This is a genomic window from Rhodococcus sp. NPDC056960 (assembly GCF_042674125.1).
Classification (GTDB): Bacteria; Actinomycetota; Actinomycetes; order Mycobacteriales; family Mycobacteriaceae; genus Rhodococcus_F.
This window is the reverse complement of record NZ_JBHURF010000019.1, coordinates 29,552-46,224: the sequence shown is the minus strand read 5'-3', so window position 1 is coordinate 46,224 and position 16,673 is coordinate 29,552. Positions and strand designations below refer to the sequence as shown.

Below are 16,673 nucleotides of genomic sequence, written 5' to 3'. Positions count from 1 at the left end.
TCACGCGGGACACACCGGGTTGCCGGGGAACGCCGGCACACCGTTTCGGCAGCCGACGGCGGTGACCGCTGTCAACCGCTCGACCGGTTCCCGAATCTCGAGCGCAGGCAGCAGTCCGTCGGACACGAGCGCGGTCTTGGTGGCGGGCGCCGTGGCGCGTGCATCGAGTGTTCCACGCACCCGCGCGAATGCGACGAGTTCGTCGTACACCATCGACAGGGCCGCCTCGGTCGTCCGGTCTTCCGGTGCGAGCCCGGCGAAATCCACGCCGGTCTCGTACTCGTGGCGCATTGCGTGCGGGCCCTGGTCGCAGGTGGGCACGTTCAGGTCGATCCCGAACGCCGGGCTTCCCGGGCTCGGCGGCGTGATCGTCCCGGCATCGGTGCAGACGTGGTGCGAGATGCGATCACCGAGAGCATGAATGTAGATGCCCATCCGCGCATTCCACGAATCGCTGCCGATCCAGGAATCGAATTGTGACGAGCGCACGTTGTCGGAGATGACCTGCTCACCGGTGTCGTTGGTGAAGGGGATGGCGACGGGCGTTTCCACGCTGTACGTGCCGTTGATCTGCACAGGCTGGGCGCCGCCGTAACATGTTGTACCCGTGGCATAGTCGCCGTCGGCCGAGGGGCTCGTGAAACCTCCGGTGCACAGCGGGGCATCGCTGCCCGGTCCGGCCATGGCCCAGCGCCGGAGGTGCGTGAGCATGATCTCGTGCTGCGGATCGTCGACGTCGGGTTGCAGCCCGTCGGGCAGGGGGTCCGACGGCCCACGCAACGTGGGCAGGAAGTGGAAGAGGAATCCGCCGGTGGCGAAGTGCGTGCGCACGAGGCCACTGATGTCCTTGGTCGTCAACGCGTCGGCGCCGGGAACCAGGCGGCCGTTGACGTCTCGTGGAGCGAACGTGCCGAGGTCGGTCGCTTCGTCGTACGCCGCGATCCAATACGCGTCCCGCTCCGAGAATCCGACGGTGCGGGCGATGATGTACGTCGAATCCGAGTGCACGAGACTCCGGCCGCCGAGCGGTTGGCGCAACGTGAACCCGTAGGCGGCGAACGCCTCGACGCCGCAGATCGGCCCGTTGGGATCGTTCAGCGGGCAGTCGGTGGGCAGGGGAGCGCAGTTGTGCGGTGGCGCTCCGTCTTCGGTGTAACAGATGTCCTCGGCGAAGCCGTGCACCAGCGGCGGTGAGACGACCAGTGCGGCGGCAGTGAGCGTGAGCGTCACGATGGCCGAACTCATTCTTCGAGTGAATGTACTCATCGACGTGCGCCTTTCGCAGCGAACTTCGTCAAGATTAACATCGGGGCAGGTGCCGATAGTTCGGTTCTCGCGAGCTCGAGCTCGAGCGCCCCGCGCTACCGTTCTTCCATGCCCCGGTCCGACCACGTCCCCGCATACACGATCCGCCAACTGGCGGCGTTCGTGGCCGTCGCCGAGACGGGCACGATCAGCGGCGCGGCCGAGCGGATGCATCTGTCGCAGTCGGCGTTGTCCGCGGCGGTGACGGATCTGGAGAAGGCACTGAAGGCGCAGCTGTGCGTGCGCCGACGTGCCCGCGGTGTGCAGCTGACACCCACGGGGGAGGCGGTGCTGTCGCGGGCACGAGCCCTGCTGCAGCAGGCGGGGGAGTTGCAGGCCGACGCGTCGGGGGAGGGCGGCGTCGTCGCGGGACCGATCGCCGTCGGCTGCTACCCGGCGCTCGGGCCGACGATCCTGCCGTCGATGCTGTACGCATTCACCACCGAGTACCCGCGAGCGTCGGTGGAGTTCCGGGAGGACACCCAGAACCGGTTGCGGACGGAGCTCGAGGGCGGGGAGCTGGACGTCGCCATCGTCTACGACCTCGACCTGTCCCCGGATTGGCAGACGGTGCCGCTGATGACCCGCGAGCCGATGGTGGTGCTCGGGGCGGAGCATCCGCTCGCGGGAGTCGACGGGCCGGTGCGTCTCGCCGATCTGGCCGAGCATCCGATGGTGCTGCTCGATGCGCCGCCGAGCACCAACCACGCGATGGACGTCTGCCGGGAGGCCGGCTTCGCGCCGCGGGTGGCGTACCGGACGGCGAACTTCGAGACCGCCCGGGCCTTCGTCGGGCGCGGTCTGGGGTGGACGCTGCTGCTCCAGCGTCCCCGGGTGGACGTCACCTACGAGGGCCTGCCCGTCGTGGTGAAACCGATCGCCGAACCGAAACCGGCGTCGGTGGCCGTGGTCGTCGCGTGGCACCGGGAGGCGACGCTGAGCAGGGTCGCGCGGGCCTTCATCCGGTTCGTGTCCGCCTGAACAGCGCACTCGGCCCTTCCACGGATTTTCTGCATTTCATGAGGGGATAGTCCCGCTTTTCAAAGCTTGTGAGCCGGGTCATTGTTTTCTTCGTAGCGCGAGAAGTGTGCGCAGCAGAACCGGGAAGGCAGACGATGACGGCAATCACCGAGGCGACACCGACGGTGTCTCACAAGGAAGCGCGCAGGGCAGTCCTGTCGAGCTTCGTCGGCACCGCGATCGAGTGGTACGACTTCTTCATATACGGCACCGCCGCAGCCCTGGTGATCGGACCGCAGTTCTTCCCGGGGGCGTCCGCGTTCGCCGGCACCCTGGCCGCGTTCGCGACGTTCGCGGTCGGATTCGTGGCCCGCCCCATCGGCGGCGTCGTCATGGGCCACTTCGGCGACCGCATCGGACGCAAGTCGATGCTGGTGCTGTCGCTCACGATGATGGGCGCCGCGACCGTCGGCATCGGCCTGCTCCCGAACTTCGAGGCCATCGGGGTGGCCGCACCCATCCTGCTGGTGGCATTGCGGTTCGTCCAGGGAATCGGCGTCGGCGGCGAATGGGGTGGCGCGGTTCTCATGGCCACCGAGCACGCCCCCGAAGGCAAACGCGGACTGTACGGCGCCGCACCGCAGATGGGTGTCCCCGCCGGCGTGATCATGGCGAACGTCGTCTTCCTCGGCGTCACGCAGTTGCTGTCCGACCACGCGTTCCAAACGTGGGGCTGGCGCGTGCCGTTCCTCATGAGCGCCGTGCTCGTCGGCGTCGCGATGTGGATTCGCCTCGGCGTCTTCGAATCCCCGGCCTTCGCCGAGGCCAAGGAGACCGACACGATCGTGAAGATGCCGATCGTCGAGGTGCTCACGAAGAACTGGCGGACCGTGCTGCTCGCCGCGGGCACGTTCATCGCGACCAACGGCATCGCCTACGTCTTCATGGTCTACGTGCTGACATACGGCACGAAAGAACTCGGCTTCAGCCGTGCCACGATGCTCACCCTTCTGATCGTCGCGTGCCCGGTGTGGATGGCCGGCATGGCGATCTCGGCCTGGAAGTCGGACGTGCTCGGCAGGCGCCGCGTGTACACCTGGAGTTCGGTCGCGCTGGTGATCGTCGCGGCGGCGTTCTTCCCGCTGATCGACTCGGCGTCGATCCCCGTCATGCTGGCCGCGATGGTCGTGATGGCCGCGGTGCTCGGCACCACCGCCGGACCGCAGTCGGCTCTGTTCGCGGAACTCTTCCCCGCCCACATCCGGTACAGCGGAGCGTCTCTCGGCTATCAGATCGGCGCCATCCTCGGCGGCGGGCTCGCACCGTTCATGGCCACGTGGCTGTTCGGCGCCGTCGGGAGTTCCGCGGCGATCACCGCCTATTTCGTGGTGATCGCCCTGATCAGTCTCGTCGCGATCCTGCGACTCCCGGAAACGAACACGACCGCACGGAAAGCGGAGGCCGCCTGACATGTCCACCTACTTTCAGCCCCGGAAATACCCGGCGACGGATTTCGACTCGACCACCGCAACCGACGAGGCCCTGCCCGTCGTCGTCGTGGGTGCCGGACCGGTCGGGATGGGCGTCGCGCTCGGGCTCGCACAGCGCGGCATCCCGGTGACCGTCCTCGAGGCCGCCGACCAGGTGTCGTTCGGCAGTCGCGCCATTTGCATCTCCCGGCACAGCCTCGAGGTCGCGGCCCGTCTCGGCTTCGGGCCGCAACTCGAGAAGATCGTGCTTCCCTGGGTGGGCGGCCGCAGCTTCTACCGCGACGAACAGGTGCTGCACTTCGAGATGGCGCACGGCGAGCACGACGTCCGCGGTCCCATGGTCAACGTGTCGCAGTCCGAGATCGAGCAGATCATGACCGACACGCTGCTCGAGCACCCGCTGATCACGTTCCACTGGTCGTCGAGCGTCGCCGGGGTCCTGCGATCGGACGACGACGTGACACTCGACATCGACACCGCTTTCGGCACGCGCCGGTTGCGCGCGCGGTGGGTGGTCGCGGCGGACGGTGGGCGCAGTCGCATGCGCGAACTGGCGGGAATCCGGTTGCAGGGAAACAGCTATCAGGGCAATTACGTCATCGCCGACATCCACTGGGAATCGACGCTTCCCGCCGAACGGATGGTGTGGTTCGATCCGCCGAGCAACCCCGGCTCGACGATCATCATGCATCAGCAGCCGCGCGACATCTGGCGCATCGACTACCAGTTGGACAGCGCCGACGACGCCGAACTCGAGACGCAGGAAGACCGGATCCGCGACCGGATCACCCGGCACCTCGACTGGCTGGAGAACGACGTGCCGTGGACCCTCGAATGGCACGGCTTCTACCGCGCCCACGCGCTCGCGCTGGACGATTTCGCGCACGGGCGCATCCTGTTCGCCGGCGACGCCGCCCACCTGGTGCCGATCTTCGGTGTCCGCGGACTGAACTCGGGAATGGAGGACGCCGAGACCCTCGCCTGGACGCTGGCCGCCGTCGTCCACGGCACCGCGGACGAGGCTCTGCTGCAGGCGTACTCGGTCGAGCGGCGCAGCGCCTGGCAGCAGAACGTCGACAACGCGGGCAAGTCGACGCTCATCATGTCGCCGGGCAGCCACGGCTACCGCACCACCCGCGACGCCGTCCTGGCACTGGCGACGACCCGTCCGGAATTCGGTCACCTCATCAACCCCCGGCAGTCCAGCGCCACGCACGCGCACCTGTCCCCGCTGACGTGGCCGGTGGCCGAGGGCACGACCGGCGTGCTGCCCGGAGATCCGCTGGAGGACCGGCGCGTTCGCGTCGCCACCGCCGAAGGGTCGGTGGAGTCGTCGCTGAACCGGGTCCGCGGAACGGGTTTCGCGGTGCTCGGTGTCGGAGTCGATGCGGCCGGTGCTCGGATGATCGCCGCGCACGCATCTGGGCTCGCAATGGCGCTGTCGCCGGAGTCGGTGCGGGCGGTCGTCGTCCCCGCACCCGGTGCGGTGGTGGACGCGGCGGCGGACCTGACCGTCCTGGACGACCCCGACGGTGCGGTCGCGGCCGCTCTCGGCGCGTCCCCCGGCGAGTGCTTCGTCATCCGCCCGGACGGGCTCGTCCTGTGCCGGGTCCGCGACCTGTCGCTGCTCGGGGAGGTGCACGAGCACCTGAGGGCGGCGACCGCCCCCGCGGTGGGTGTCGTCCCCGCGCACACCGGCTCGGCCGCGAGCCCGGAGGACCTGCTGCGCGAGAACGTGTGGATGGGGTTGTCGGAGGCACTCGACCAGGCGGGCGAAGCGGACCGCGAAGGGTTCCTGACCAGGCTGGCGTTGCTGCTCGGATCGCAGTCGGGGCAGCGGGAGTTCGAGGAAGCGCTCGCCGCCGCCGCCCACGTGAGTGGCAATGTGTGCTCCGGCACTCCACGGCACTCACATGTGGGCGCTTAGCCTGGGGGCATGGCGCACCCACAGTTCCTGAACTCGCCCAAGTCCTTCGTCGTCGATGCGCTCCGCGGGGCCGTCGCCACCACCGACGACCTCGCATGGCATCCGGAACCGGGCTACCTGACGCGGCGGGAACCGTTGCCGTCCGGGCAGGTCGCGTTGCTGTCGGGCGGTGGGTCCGGGCACGAACCGCTGCACGCCGGGTTCGTCGGCCGGGGCATGCTCACCGGGGCCTGCCCCGGCCTGATCTTCAGCTCGCCCAACGCGCTGCAGGTTCGGGCCGCCACCCGGGCCGTCGACGCGGGTGGCGGCGTCGTGCACATCGTGAAGAACTACACCGGCGACATCCTCAACTTCCGCATCGCCGGCGACCTGGCTGCGGAGGACGGCATCACGGTGGAGCACGTGCTCGTCGACGACGACGTCGCCTCCGAGCGGGAGGACGGGCCCGGACGCCGCGGCACCGCGGCCACGATCGCCGTCGAGAAGGTCTGCGGCGCTTCGGCGGAACGCGGCGACGACCTCGCCACCGTCGCGGAATTCGGGCGACGCACCGCCCGGAACGCGCGCAGCATGGCGGTGGCACTGGGAGCGTGCACCGTGCCGGGGTCGGACTCGCCGTCGTTCGACCTGCCGGAGGGGCAGATCGAACTCGGGATCGGCATCCACGGCGAACGCGGAACCGAGCGGGTCGACGCGATGCCCGCCGCCGAAATCGTCCGCCTGCTCACCGACCCCGTCCTCGCCTCGCTCGGCGTGCAGCGGGGGGAGCAGGTTATCGCGATCGTCAACGGGCTCGGCGCGGCCCATCCGCTCGAACTGCAACTGCTGTTCGGTGAGCTCGCCGGCTACCTCGCCGAGCGGGACGTGGTGATCCGCCGCTCGCTGGTCGGCAGTTTCGTCACCGCCCTCGACATGGACGGCGCGTCCGTCACGCTGGTGCGCTGCGACGACCAGCTCCTCGAGCTGTGGGACGCCCCGACCGCGGCACCGGGGTGGCCCAACGCCCCGGCCGGTGAATTCCGCGGCGTCCCCGACGCATCCGGGATGCAGTTCCGATCGAAGGTCGCATCACGCGAGGACGAGGCGGAGGTTCCCGGCACCGACGGCGCGCTGGGCCGGGCGGCGGTGGGCAGATGGATCGGCGCGTTCGTGGAGAAGGTGCTCGCCGAGGAGCCCAACCTCACCGACCTCGACCGCCGCGCCGGTGACGGCGACTTCGGCACCAACATGGTGGCGGCACTCGACCACGTCGACGTCGCGAAGATCCGCGACAGCTACGCCCCGGCGACGGTGTTCGAGTCGCTGTCCGATGCCTATCTCGGGCACGCCGGAGGCACGTCGGGCGCCCTGTTCGGGGTCTGGTTCCGGCAGTTCTACCGCACGGCCGCGGACGCGCCGCACGGCCTGGATCTGGCCGCGATCACCGCGGCGGCACGCGCCGGCCTCGTTGCCATCCAGGAACTCGGCGGCGCGCAACCCGGGGACAAGACCATGATCGACGCAATCGCTCCCGCCGTCACCGCCCTCGAATCGGCCGTCGCCGCCGGGAGCGGTCCGGCCGACGGTCTGGCCGAGGCCGCGGACGCCGCCGCCCGCGGGGCCGAGGGCACCGCCGGCATCACCGCGAGGCGCGGCCGGGCCAGCTACATCGGCGAGGCGGCGCGCGGCGTCGTGGACCCCGGTGCGCTGGTGCTGTCGTGGCTGTTCGCCGAGGCCGCGACCGCGGCCCGCGCGGTCGGGTAGTCACACTTCCCGAACCCGGCACGTATGGTGAGGAGAAGAACGCCGAGTCGTGCTGCGCAAACCCGTCGCCACACCTCTCTCCACCTGCGTACGGGACGCAGAATCAGGGACGGACACGTACACAGTGGAAGACACCGCCAGCCGGGGAATCCAGGCCTTCATCGCCGATGTCGTGGAACGGGGCGGCAAGGCAGTCCGGCTCACCCACTCACGACGCAACCCCGTCCAGGTCTGGGGCGACGACGGCACCAGTTGCATCGTGCGGGTGCGCTCCAAACTGAGCGGCGACTGGCAGGCCCGTAAACAGGACGAATCGCTCGACGACGACGACACCGGTTCGCAGTTCTGGGTGTTCGTGGACCTCGCGAGCACCCCGGAAGAGTTCTTCGTCGTGCCCTCCGCCGAGGTCGCGGACGACATCCGCGCCGAGGTGGATCTGTGGATGATGGACACCCCCGGCCGCACACGGACCGGGCATCACGCCATCCCGCTGAACCGGATCGCGCACGGCCGCGGTCGCTGGGACCTGCTGGGCCTGGCGGGGGACAAGGACCCCAGCCGCTACAGCGACGCGCAGCGTGCGACCACGGCGGCGACGCTGCGCGCGGACGCGGCCGCCGAGGCCTCCGCCCGGAAGAAGCCGGCGAAAGCTGCCGCCGTGTCGGACGAACTGGTCGATACCCGACTCGAGGTGGTCGCCGACTTCGAGGGGTACCGCCTGGTCGGACGATTCGATCCCGACACCCGTTCGCTGGAGATCGTGCGCGGCCCGATGCAGGGCCGGCGGTTCCCCGACCCGACGACGGCGGCGCGTGCCGTTGCCAGCCACATCAGCGGCGACGTCGAGACCTACGACGGGTGGGACTTCTGGCGCACCGAGCAGGGTGAACGAATTCCCTTGGGGTAGAACGGAATCTGAGGTTTACGGAGAGTTCCCTGAATACGTTCCGGTGCGAGGCGGTTGGGAATACCCTGGGGTGGGTACCGCGGTCATGACCGCGCCGATGTCGGCGGCGCCGGTGGCCACGGCCGATGGGAGTTCATGATGCGAATCGCCGACGGCGTTGTGCACGCCGTGACGGGTGCGGTCGGGGTGGCGCTCGCGCCGCCGAACTTCGGCACGGATTCCAGGCAGTAGCCGCCGTGGGACCGGTCGGATATCTCCGCACCGCCGCGTCGCTGCCGGTGCGTGGCGCCGGATTCGGTCTCGGAGTGGCGACCTACGGGGGTGCCGTGGCCGCGGATCTCGTGGCCACCGCCGCCCGGACGGCGACGCAGCTGGCCGGCGAGCTGATGGGGGGAACACCGGTCAGACGGACGAGTGCCCGCCACGGTCGCGCCTGGATCGAGGTCCGCGGAATCGACGGGGTGCGCGGCGACGACGTGGCCACGGGGGTTCTCGCTGCCGTCCGCGGTCTCGACGGTGTGGACCGGGCGGAACTCAACCGGTCGTTGTCCCGGCTGGTCGTGACCGTCGGCGCGAACGGACCGTCGGTGGCCGAGCTGTGCACCGTGATCGCCGGCGCCGAGGATCGGGCCCGGCCGCCGGTCCCGGGCGCCGCCGGCGACCGGCCGAGGGAACTTCCCGGCGACGACGTGACGCTCGCCGAACGCTCCCTCGCACTGGCCGCCGTGACGACCGGGTTCGTCGCGGCGCTCGCCGGCCGCCTGATTCCGATCCCCGGCCTGCCCTGGCCGGTGCCGGCGGCGGCAGTCACCTTCGTCACCTATCAGCCGCGCCTGCGCGGGATGGTCGAGGACCGGCTCGGACCGGACGCCGCCGAACTGCTGCTCGCCACCGCGCAGGCAGCCGGCGACGTGGTGCGGCAGGCGCCCGCGTCGCTCGCCGTCGACATGGTTCTGCGGTCCGCGATCACGGCGGAGGCCTGGTCGGGACGGCAGGCGTGGCGGCGGCGCGAACCCGTATTGGCGCGGAACCCTGCCGACGACACCCACCGCGTCGCAGTTCCCCGCGACCGCACGTCGGGACCGCTGGAGCGGGACGCCGACCGCGCGGCCGTCGCCCAGTTGGTCGGGGCCACGGCGGTGGGGGCGGCCACCCGCAGCGTGGCGGGCGCCGCGGACGCGGCCCTGGTTGCCGCGCCGAAGGCGGCGCGCACCGCCCGCGAGGTGTTCGCCGCCACGCTCGGCCGCGGACTCGCCGATCGCCACGGCGTCCTCACCCTGCGTCCCCGCGCACTGCGCTGCCTGGACCGGATCGACGCGGTGGTCGTCGACCCCGACGTCCTGCACACGTCCGAGCTCCGGGTGAGCGCGATCCGCGCGGTCCGCGATTCCGGCCGGACCCGGGTGTGGGAGGCCGCCCGATCCGCCGTGGCCGCCGGTGCTCTCGGAGCGGGCTGGCACGCGCTGGGCGAGCTCCCGGATGATCTCGCCGCGGCAGCCGAGGACGACGACGCCGCCGTGCTCGTGACCCCCGCCCACCATTCGCACGCGGCGGCCGTGCTCGCGCAGGCCCGGACGTCGGGAGCGCAGGTGGTGTCGGTGGACGTGGACACCCTCGGTGGTCTCCGCTCCGCCTTCGACGACCTGTTCCCGTCGAGCGGGTCACAGGACGCGGACCTCCGCGACGCGGTCGCGGCGCTGCGGGCGAAAGGCGCGACCGTCGCGGTGCTCGCGGTCCGGGCGCCGCTGGCCCTGGCCGCCGCGGACGTCGGCATCGGCCTCCTCGCCCCCGATGGCCCGCCGCCCTGGCCCGCCGATCTCCTGGTCGACGATCTCGTCGTGGCCTGGCGGGTGCTGCGATCGCTGCCGGACGCGAGGACCGCGAGCAGGCACGGCGTGGAGATCGCGACGGCGTCGTCGATACTCGGTGCGCTCCTCATGCTTCCGGGAGTGCGCGGCCGCGGACCCGGACCCGTGGCGGTCGGGGCGGCGGCCGGAGTGTGGACGGGGCATTCCCTCGCGCGCGGCGTGCTGCGGGCCCCGGCCCCGGCCGCGGCGCCGGTCCACGCGTGGCACGAGATGCCGGTTCCGGACGTGCGCCGGCTGCTGCCCGTGCGTGAGGACGAGGGGATCGGCGGCTCGCGGCGTCGTTCGGTGAACCTCGTGCTGGGCCCGGTCGCGGTGATCGGGCGGCTCACCGCGTGGCCGGCCGGACTGGCCTGGGACTTCGGGCAGGCCATGCGCACCGAGCTGTCCGACCCGCTGACACCGGTCCTCGCCACCGGGTCGGCGGCGAGCGCGCTGCTCGGGTCGCCGGTGGACGCGGTGCTCGTGGGCTCCGTCCTCGTCGGCAATGCCGCGCTGTCCGCGGTGCAACGTCTGCACGCGGAACGCCTGCTCGACCGGTTGCTGGCGGCGGGGGATCCGCCCGCACACCGCATCGCCGGAGTTCCGGAACACCGGGTGTCGGAACGGGTGGAGGCCTCGCGGTTGCGGCCCGGGGACGTGATCGAGATCGGTCCCGGCGAGGTGGTGCCCGCCGACGGCCGGGTGGTCGAGTCCGCCGGCGTCGAGGTCGACGAGTCGTCGCTCACCGGGGAATCCCTGCCGGTGGTCAAACAGACGTCGGCCACTCCGGGTGCGCCGCTCAGCGAGCGCGCCTGCATGGTGTTCGCGGGAAGCACCGTCCTCACCGGCACGGCGACGGCGATCGTCACCGCGGTGGGCGAGACGACCGAAGCGGGGCGCGCCGGCGCCCTCACTCCCGCGGGCGCGTCGCACGTGGGTCTGCAGGCGCAGCTCCGGACCCTCACCGATCGGGTCCTGCCCGTCAGCGTCGGGGGCGGTGCGCTGGTGACGGCCGTCGGGTTCCTGCGCGGCACCGGACTGCGGCAGGCGGTCACCAGCGGTGTCGCGGTCGCGGTGGCGGCCGTTCCCGAGGGACTGCCGCTCGTGGCGACGCTCGCGCAACAGGCCGCCGCACGCAGGCTGACGAGGTCGGACGCGTTGGTGCGGGCACCGCGTTCGGTCGAAGCGCTGGGCCGGGTCGACGTGGTGTGCTTCGACAAGACCGGCACGCTCAGCGAGAACCGGCTCCGGGTGGTCCGCGCCGACCCGCACCCGGGTCACGACCGCGAGGAGGTGCTCGCCTGCGCGGCCCGCAGCGCCGTGACACCCGACGGACGTCCGGCCGCACACGCCACCGACGCCGCGATCGCCGAGGCGGCGGCGGACCTCGCCCCGGAGGACAGCGAGCACATCCACCTCCCGTTCCGATCCGGGCGGCCGTACTCCGCTGCGCTGTCGGGCACGCACTTGTCGCTGAAGGGTGCGCCGGAGGTCGTGCTGGAGGCCTGCACCGGAATCGACGCCGACGAGGTGCACGGCACCGTCGTCGGCATGGCCGCGGACGGGCTGCGCGTCATCGCCGTCGCCCGCCGAACCGTCACGCCCTTCCAAGCGCGCCGCGCGGCCGCCGACACCGCGGTCCTGGACGAGCTCTGCGGCGCCGGACTGGAATTCGTCGGACTGCTCGGGCTCGCCGACACCCCGCGTCCGGAGGCGGCCGGGCTGCTGCCGGAGTTGGAACGGCGGCAGGTCGGGGTCCGGTTGATCACCGGCGACCATCCCGTGACCGCGACCGCGATCACGAGAGAGCTGGGGCTGCCGGTGTCGGCCGAGCAGGTGATCAGCGGGACGGCCTGGGACGCGTTGTCGCACCGGGGTCAGGAGAATGCCGTCGAGAAGTGCGTCGTCTTCGCCCGCATGTCCCCGGAGAACAAGGTGCAGATCGTGCAGACCCTCGAACGGGTGGGGCACGTCTGCGCCATGGTCGGCGACGGCGCGAACGACGCGGCGGCGATCCGGGCCGCCAGCGTGGGCATCGGGGTCAGCTCCCGCGGCAGCGACCCCGCCCGGAGCGCCGCGGACGTCGTGCTGCTCGACGGCCGTGTCGACGCGTTGCTCGACGCCCTGGACGAAGGCCGTCAGTTGTGGCGGCGGGTGCAGGCGGGAGTGTCGGTGCTGCTCGGCGGCAATGCGGGGGAGGTGGCGTTCGCTCTGGTCGGCAGCGCGATCGCCGGACGGTCGCCGCTGACCGCGCGCCAGCTCCTGCTGGTGAACGTGCTCACGGATGCGCTGCCGGCGGCCGCGCTCGCCGTGAGTCCGCCCAATGAGCGGGCCAGGGGCGAGGGCCGTGGCCCGGACAGTGCCGCGCTGTGGCGGACCGTCGCGATCCGCGGCACGGCCACGGCGGCGGGTGCGACGACGGCGTGGGCGCTGGCGAGCGTGACGGGCAGGCAGCGCCGGGCGTCGACGGTCGGGCTGGTGGCGCTGGTCGGCACCCAACTCGGGCAGACGCTCATCGATTCGCGGAGCCCGCTCGTCGTGCTCACGGCGGGCGGTTCACTCGTCGCGCTCACCGTCATGGTCAGCACGCCCGGCGTCAGTCAGCTCCTGGGCTGCACCCCGCTCGGGCCGCTCGGCTGGGCCCAGGCGCTGGGGTGCGCGGGCGCCGCGACCGCGGCCGCTGCCCTCGCACCGGGGTTGCTGGAAAAATTCGCGGGCGATCAGTCGACGATCTCGATCACACCCGCCCGGAGCAGCACGGCGTACACCTCCCGCAGCGGGGGAGTGAGCACCCGGGTCACCGCCCCGGTGAACGGGTCCGAGGCAGCGGAGAAGACACCGACGGCGGTCTGGGCGACGGAACTCAGCACGCCTGCAACGGTCCGCGATCAAGGTGGCGGACAGGAAAACGGCACGGACAAGGGAGACGAACGATGACCCAACGAACGTCTGAGGCGGAATCGCAGAGCGACGCCGTGCAGCGGGTCCGCGAGGCCCGCAGCTTCGCGGTCCAGCTACCGGTCCTCGGCCGCGTGCCGCTGCCCCGTCCCGAGCAGTTGGCATTCTTCGCCGCGATCGGACTGCTCGCCGCCGTCGAGATCATCGAATGGCCCGTGGCGGTGACCATCGCGGCAGGACACATCCTGCTCACCGATCAGCACAACCGGGCCGTCCAGGAGATCGGCGAAGCCCTGGAAGGCGTCTGACGCGTAAGCCCGGATCAGGCGGGCGGGCACGCCGGCGATGTCAGCTGCGCGATCGCCACGATCGAGCACGCCGTTGCCTTCGACAGCTTCCATGTCCCGTTCTCGCCGGGTACGAAAATGGCGGGCAGGGTGTTCTGCTGAACCTGGCCGTTGATCGTCAACTGCAGTTGGGCGCTGGCGCTCCCGTCGCCGTTGTCGATGACAGGGTCCAGCACCTGCACCTGAGCGCCCGCCTGTTGCGCGGCGGCCGCGACCTGGTTGAACAGGTTCGGATCCTGCTCGGAACCCTCCACCATGGCGATCTTCTGGTCGAGCGGAGTCGCCGGATCGAGTCCCTTCGCCAGCAGGGCGTTGAGGTCGGCCGCGGTCGGCAGAACGAGGTCGGCCGTGGTTTCGGCCGCCGATGCGGTGGTGGACGTGGTGGTCGCGTTCGAGCTGGACGGCTCGTCGGAACCACAGGCGGACATCGTGAGGGCTGCGGCGATCGCTACCGCGGCAACCGTGATCTTGCGGATCGTCAACTCAGTTACCTCTTCGTCTCTCGGTGCGCAGGTCGTTCGGTCTCACATCGAGTCTGAAGGGTTGCGGGGCATCGCGCCGTCGAAGCCAGAGAATTCTCAGACTTCACGCACATCCGCCCTATGCTGCCGTGCCGAACGCACCGCGGTACGGGGTGGCGTTGCTCCATTGCAGAGCCGCCGCGGTGACGTCGGAGGCGGGAAGGTCGTGATGGTGAGTCTGACTGAACGCGATCAACGCGCGTGCGGTGCGGGCGAGGGCGACTTTGTGTCGCCGGGACGTCTCCGCGAGTTCGGTGAACGCCTCGTTCTCGGAGCAGCCGCGGACGCCGATGAGGATCCCGACGGCGATGTCGACGGCCGTGCGGGTGGAGTAGCTGGGCGCTGTCATGAAAGTTCTCCCAACCTGCGTCGGAGCGGGTACCACTCCATCTTCCCGCACCGAGTCGTACGTCGAAAGGGTTCGAATCGCCCGGTGCATTAGTCGTCCGAGTTCTTCACGGAACTTTTCCCCTACGGTAGGGGCATGGCTACCGTCTGGACGATCCCGATCGACATCACTTCTCGCTGGCTCGACAATGCCGAGGTCCAGACCTTCCTCGCGTCCAACGATCTCGACAACGCGTCCCCCGATCCCCGGGTGCGGTTCGCGCAGTTCGCGGATGTCACGAAGTCGCTGGAACGGCACATCGGGCACACTTTCTCCTCGGTGCAGGGCGCGGCGACCGCGCTGTTCGACGGCATCGAGGGCGGCGTCCCCGTCGCGTTGAAACTGGCGGCGCTGCGTCTGATCCTGAAAGAGGTGTATCAGACCCGGCACGCACCGCAACCGTTCCCGAAGCGGGTGGGCGAGGAACTCGGCACCTACGTCTATGCGCTGCTCGACCCCCGCAACAGGTCGGTGTTCTACGTCGGCACCGGACGGGGCACGCGGGTGTACGGCTACGTGTGGGAGGCGTTGGCCGAGAACGAGCACCGGAAGACGCTGGAGGATCCGGAAACCGACGGCGCCGAGGTGAAGGCCGCGACGATCGCCCGCATCCGGGAGATCTTCGACTCCGGTCACGAGGTCGAGCATTACATCGTGGCGCACCGGGTCGCCGACAGCGGTGGTGTCGCCGACGCCGTGCGCGACGGGGTGGTGGGAGCGCTGGGGCTGAACGAGGGTGCCGTGCTCGCCAACCTCGCGGGCGGCGTCGGAGAGCATCGCGCGGTGCCCGTCGACGACCTCGTGTTGCAGTACGCAGCAGAGCCGGTGCCGAACCTGCCGACCCCGTGCGTCGTCCTCGAGGTGCCCGCCGCGTCCCGGCGCGGCGTGACGTCGGAACAGGTGTACGAACTCTCCCGCGGCGCGTGGGCCGCCGGGGCGGCCGTGCGCAACACCGACGACATCCCGGTGATCGTGTTCGCGGACAACATCGTTCGCGCCGCCTACCGGGCCAGGTCCTGGTCGTCGGTTGCGCGGCCGGGCGACGCCTCGCTGTGGCGGTTCACCGGCGAGTCCGACACCGAACTGGAGTCGCAATTCGTGAACAAGAGGATCGTCCCCGCCAAGGTCGGTCTGAAGAAGTGGCCCACCCACGGCTGGGTTCCGCACCTGACGCAGGCCCGCCCCGGCCGCTGACGTGAGTGGCGCAGCGTCCCCCGGTACGTGAGTGGCGCAGCGTGCCCCGGTACGTGAGTGGCAAAGTGTGCCCCGGTACGCATTGCCACTCACCTGGGGGTGCGCAGGTGCAGCAGGGGAATCGAGTCGAGCCCCTGCGGCGGCCTGCTCGACGACGAGACGACCAGTCCGTACCGCTCGGCGCTCGGAACCGCTTGGCCGCGTCGAAAGAACCGGATACGGCGTGGATCGGTCACCTCACTCTCCATCGCCTCCCGATCTTCCGGCGTCGGTTGCCGGGCGATCGACGGGGTCGCGGCGCCGGCGTCGTCCGCCGTCGCCACGGGTGTCTCGCCGTCGTCGGGAACGGGATCGGCGTCGAGCAGCACCGCCGTCAGTCCGGGACGCACCAGGCTCGCGGCGACGACCGTCGCCGGATCGGGGGAGTCGGTCGAGGCGGACAGGCCGAGATGCAGACTGCGCAGGAGGTCCTCCGTGTCCGAGCTGCCGGTCAGTGTCTCGGCTTCCGCGGGAGTCAGCACCTCGCGCGGGCCGGCGCCGCGGACGGGCCACCGCGGGTACACGGGCGTCGGCCAGACGTATCCGCCGTCTCCGCTCCACGACCGCGGATAGGCGTCCGGTGCCTTCTCGGCGAGAACTCGGCGGTGACTGGCGTGGACGGCGTCGTCGCCGACCCACGGTGGCAGCAGTCCGTGGTCGCGGAGGTGCTCGAACGAGTCGAGTCGCCCACCCGTGTACTCGAGCAGCTGAGGTGCGAGGGCGTCGGTGTGACCGCGTGCGGACCATTCGCGGCACATCGCGACGCCGTACGCGACGAGCGCAGGGGTGAAGCCTCGCCACATCGCGGTCGCGGGATGGTTCTTCCACCCGTACGACGGCCACACGAGGGCCCGGAGAATCTGAAAGGTTTCCACCCGTTGCTTGCCCAGCCGCCGGTCGTCGAGCAGTGCGCCGCTGCGGGCGAACCCCGGGTCGGGCACGAATGTCTGCATCCTGCCTCCCGCGCCGGAACGGTCGGAACCAGGTTAACCCGCACGTGAGTGCGAATGCGTTCCCCCGCACACATTGCCACTCACCTGCGGAGTGTGGACCTCCCGAGTCGGTGGGGTGTGGTAAGTCTGAGCCGACCGGAGTTGGGGAGCGAGG

At 70.7% G+C, this 16,673-nt stretch carries 12 protein-coding genes and 1 pseudogene; 8 read left to right on the top strand and 5 right to left on the bottom strand.

Features of this window, described 5'->3' with window-relative positions:
* Positions 1-1,266: a hypothetical protein gene (locus tag ACFTWF_RS27890; protein WP_378464382.1), complete on the bottom strand. Its 1,266-nt coding sequence runs from the start codon at positions 1,264-1,266 to the stop codon at positions 1-3.
* Positions 1,267-1,374: 108 nt separating this feature from the next.
* Here ACFTWF_RS27890 and ACFTWF_RS27885 point away from each other — a divergent pair, with 108 nt between their 5' ends.
* From ACFTWF_RS27885 to ACFTWF_RS27860, 6 genes and pseudogenes are all read left to right on the top strand, one after another.
* Positions 1,375-2,286, top strand: coding sequence for a LysR substrate-binding domain-containing protein (locus tag ACFTWF_RS27885; protein ID WP_378464381.1), 912 nt, complete (start codon positions 1,375-1,377; stop codon positions 2,284-2,286).
* A 134-nt stretch (positions 2,287-2,420) separates the two neighbouring features.
* Positions 2,421-3,734 (top strand): MFS transporter, encoded by a 1,314-nt coding sequence (locus ACFTWF_RS27880; protein ID WP_378464380.1) that lies wholly within the window; start codon positions 2,421-2,423, stop codon positions 3,732-3,734.
* Position 3,735: 1 nt separating this feature from the next.
* Positions 3,736-5,682: an FAD-dependent monooxygenase gene (locus ACFTWF_RS27875; protein WP_378464379.1), complete on the top strand. Its 1,947-nt coding sequence runs from the start codon at positions 3,736-3,738 to the stop codon at positions 5,680-5,682.
* Positions 5,683-5,691: 9 nt separating this feature from the next.
* A complete protein-coding gene (locus ACFTWF_RS27870; RefSeq protein ID WP_378464378.1) occupies positions 5,692-7,425 on the top strand; it encodes a dihydroxyacetone kinase family protein in 1,734 nt (577 codons plus the stop codon).
* A gap of 124 nt (positions 7,426-7,549) precedes the next feature.
* Positions 7,550-8,332, top strand: a complete 783-nt coding sequence (locus ACFTWF_RS27865) for a hypothetical protein (RefSeq protein ID WP_378464377.1) — start codon at positions 7,550-7,552, stop codon at positions 8,330-8,332.
* Positions 8,333-8,457: 125 nt separating this feature from the next.
* A pseudogene (locus ACFTWF_RS27860) lies at positions 8,458-12,849 on the top strand (HAD-IC family P-type ATPase); the annotation flags it as partial.
* 50 nt (positions 12,850-12,899) lie between these two features.
* Here the strand turns inward: ACFTWF_RS27860 and ACFTWF_RS27855 are convergent.
* Positions 12,900-12,971, bottom strand: a complete 72-nt coding sequence (locus ACFTWF_RS27855; protein ID WP_369691050.1) for an Rv1535 domain-containing protein — start codon at positions 12,969-12,971, stop codon at positions 12,900-12,902.
* Positions 12,972-13,112: 141 nt separating this feature from the next.
* Between ACFTWF_RS27855 and ACFTWF_RS27850 the strand changes: the two genes are divergently transcribed.
* A complete protein-coding gene (locus ACFTWF_RS27850; protein ID WP_378464376.1) occupies positions 13,113-13,385 on the top strand; it encodes a hypothetical protein in 273 nt (90 codons plus the stop codon).
* A gap of 14 nt (positions 13,386-13,399) precedes the next feature.
* On the opposite strand, the gene ACFTWF_RS27845 is transcribed toward ACFTWF_RS27850, so the two are convergent.
* Positions 13,400-13,906 carry a hypothetical protein gene (locus ACFTWF_RS27845; protein ID WP_378464375.1) on the bottom strand — a complete coding sequence of 169 codons (507 nt, stop codon included), beginning with the start codon at positions 13,904-13,906 and terminating at the stop codon, positions 13,400-13,402.
* A 118-nt stretch (positions 13,907-14,024) separates the two neighbouring features.
* Positions 14,025-14,294, bottom strand: coding sequence for an ANTAR domain-containing protein (locus ACFTWF_RS27840; RefSeq protein WP_378464374.1), 270 nt, complete (start codon positions 14,292-14,294; stop codon positions 14,025-14,027).
* Positions 14,295-14,429: 135 nt separating this feature from the next.
* On the opposite strand from ACFTWF_RS27840, the gene ACFTWF_RS27835 reads away from it, so the two are divergent.
* The gene (locus tag ACFTWF_RS27835) at positions 14,430-15,527 is read left to right on the top strand and encodes a GIY-YIG nuclease family protein (RefSeq protein ID WP_378464373.1); all 1,098 of its coding nucleotides are present in this window, start codon (positions 14,430-14,432) and stop codon (positions 15,525-15,527) included.
* Between the two features lie 89 nt (positions 15,528-15,616).
* Here the strand turns inward: ACFTWF_RS27835 and ACFTWF_RS27830 are convergent, their stop codons facing one another.
* Positions 15,617-16,519 (bottom strand): MSMEG_6728 family protein, encoded by a 903-nt coding sequence (locus ACFTWF_RS27830; RefSeq protein WP_378464372.1) that lies wholly within the window; start codon positions 16,517-16,519, stop codon positions 15,617-15,619.
* Positions 16,520-16,673 lie beyond the last annotated feature (154 nt).

Coding starts and splice junctions, on each gene's coding strand:
- ACFTWF_RS27890 (WP_378464382.1), bottom strand. CDS start 1,266: ATGAGTACATTCACTCGAAGAATGAGTTCGGCCATCGTGACGCTCACG.
- ACFTWF_RS27885 (WP_378464381.1), top strand. CDS start 1,375: ATGCCCCGGTCCGACCACGTCCCCGCATACACGATCCGCCAACTGGCG.
- ACFTWF_RS27880 (WP_378464380.1), top strand. CDS start 2,421: ATGACGGCAATCACCGAGGCGACACCGACGGTGTCTCACAAGGAAGCG.
- ACFTWF_RS27875 (WP_378464379.1), top strand. CDS start 3,736: ATGTCCACCTACTTTCAGCCCCGGAAATACCCGGCGACGGATTTCGAC.
- ACFTWF_RS27870 (WP_378464378.1), top strand. CDS start 5,692: ATGGCGCACCCACAGTTCCTGAACTCGCCCAAGTCCTTCGTCGTCGAT.
- ACFTWF_RS27850 (WP_378464376.1), top strand. CDS start 13,113: ATGACCCAACGAACGTCTGAGGCGGAATCGCAGAGCGACGCCGTGCAG.
- ACFTWF_RS27840 (WP_378464374.1), bottom strand. CDS start 14,294: ATGACAGCGCCCAGCTACTCCACCCGCACGGCCGTCGACATCGCCGTC.
- ACFTWF_RS27835 (WP_378464373.1), top strand. CDS start 14,430: ATGGCTACCGTCTGGACGATCCCGATCGACATCACTTCTCGCTGGCTC.
- ACFTWF_RS27830 (WP_378464372.1), bottom strand. CDS start 16,519: ATGCAGACATTCGTGCCCGACCCGGGGTTCGCCCGCAGCGGCGCACTG.